Annotated in this window: 1 protein-coding gene; it reads left to right on the top strand. The window is 48.1% G+C overall.

What is annotated here, in order from left to right; genetic code table 11:
* Positions 1 to 2,373: hypothetical protein (locus tag KDK16_RS04265; protein WP_257274817.1), on the top strand; the 2,373-nt coding region annotated here is incomplete at both ends.

The raw sequence follows: 2,373 nt of genomic DNA, 5'->3' as shown, positions 1-2,373 counted from the left end.
GGAAGACCGCGACACCCTGGAGTCAACAGTACATGCCAAGCTCTTCAAACTTAAAGAGCTGGAAAAACAACTGCATGACATCCAAACACCAGGCCACCCCAAAGCCATGCCTGAAGTTCTTGAGACACTGAGTGCCGTAGAAAAAGCCCTTGAGATGAGTGACGTTGATGAAAACGATGGTGTGTATCTCCGTCGCGAGGATATTTCTGACAGCATGCAGGCATTCATCACAAAAGCCAGTGAGCGGGCAGAGGAAGAGGCCCTGGAAATACTGTCAGCCACAGAACAGGTGTTCAACATTAAAATCAATAGAGGTGATAACAAAGCAGCAAGACTTGCCAGGGTTCGTACAAGGCTTGATGCTGATGATGTCCCGGAGTACATGCTGGACAAGATATATAATATTGTCACACAAGAAAACCGCAGACTTGAGTACATGAAGAGTCTCAAACCCGAGAGCCCTCTTACAGATATTACCCTTTCTTATCCGAAAAAAGGGAGCCCGGAATGGCTCAGTATACTTCGCAGGCGCCTCACCTATAAAGTCGAAGAGGTCGATGAGCAAGCCAGTGAAAAACAGACAGGTTATCTTGCAGCTATAGAAGACAAGCTCAGGATATATCCTCATGAAAACGTTGCAGCCAGAGAAAGAAGCATGGCGTTCACTGCTGAGCTGGCCAGTAAGCTGCAGGTAGCGTTTGAGAAGGATGCCACCCTGCCTGACCGGAAGTATGCCCTAAGAGTCAAAATCAGTGAGTTACTGGACGAAGTGAGCAAAGACTGTGATGAAGAAGTTGCCAGAAGAGCCTGGAACAATGAAATGGCTCATCAACTCAACATTGGGGACTATAAAGACGATGCCACTATCGACGACCAGAACAGTCTGATTGAAAAAAAACTCCAGGCGCTGGATGAAGAAGTTTTTAATGCGGGTCAGCCTGACATTAACGAGCGCATCGCAGTCATTGAGAATGAGCTTGACAGGCAAGTGGCCCGGCTGGGGCCAAAACCCCGATACGTACTTGATCGTGAGGTAGCCAGGGCCAGACGAGTAGTAGCAGAAGCTGAAAGTGAGCTGGCAAGTGTTCATCACCAGTTGAATACTCTTCGTGGCAAAGGCCATGAAAAACTGAGAGCCAGAGCAGGTCTTAACATCCAGGGGGATGACCTCGGTACAGAGGAAGAAGCTGATTATTTTATTTCCAATGCAGCCTTTAAAGATCGTCAGGGACAGGACGAATTCGATGAAGCACTGGGTGAGCTGCCTTTAACCAGAAAAAAGTACGCTCAGGTCACGGAATTTCTGCATGAGCACGACATGAAAAGTATAGATTTAACCTGTGCAATGGCTGATGAGGATCTCGCAGAAGCGGCTCTGATTTGTAAAATACATGAGAATATTTTTAGTACCATCGATGATTTGGCTGAACCCTTACCAGGACAAATAACTGAGCTGTTTTTAGCCCTGAGGCATAAAAGAGAAGCTGTATCCAATGCAAAACAAGATCTGGCAGATTATCAAGCGCTTATTGGAGCCACTGAAAAAGCCGTGGGTATTAAACCCGCCCCTGCTGACAACTATGAACATCGGGTTAATGCCCTGCGAAACAGGCAACTACAATTGGGCGGCAATGATGCTACTGGTGGCGACATCGGGCGACTGACTCAGGAACAGGCTCGCTTGGAAAGTGAGATTGAAACCAGGAAAGCAGACATTGAGAGAATGAAGGAACTCCGGAAGGCTGCAGAAAAATCCGTCGAAAATGACGGTGGTCCCTTTCAGTTCACGCCGAGACAGGTCAAAGTTCTGACCGATATACGCGACTTCATGCAGCAGCACTCTCTCAAGAAACAAGCTCTGGAAGCTGCAATGGGTCTTGCAGAATTAGCTGTAGAAAGCGGTAAGGCAATGCCCTGCTTCACGACCTTCGATTTTGACGATGAACTTGCACCGGTCCGACTGCGGACACTGGTCGGAGAAAGTCTGACGTTTGATCAGGCCAACCGGATTGTAAAAGTCTTCAAACGCCTGAAAACGATCTTCCCGCTCCCCTCTTCCGAGCCTGTGGAAGGTCAACCTCTGAATGTTCTGGCTAAAGTCCAGAGGCTGGTTTTCAGAGCCAGGAATCAGCTGCAAAATGGGGCTCAGGAATACGATGAGGTCATTTACGGCATGGGCAAAACAGCCACTCATTACGTCGAGCATGAACCAGAGGACCTGAAAAGTTTTTCGGAATTCGTCACTACCCATTTTGCCAGTGGTCACAAGATTATCGCCCTGATGCGTGAAGGCCTGATCAGCAAGACTGAGATTGAGCACTACATGAAGGCCGTCAGAGGTGTCGACGGATATCAGACAGTGGATGAATTTGA

The sequence above is a fragment of the Endozoicomonas sp. SESOKO4 genome, assembly GCF_024606275.1.
Note: the sequence above shows the minus strand (reverse complement) of the source record. Positions and strands in the feature narration are given on the sequence as shown.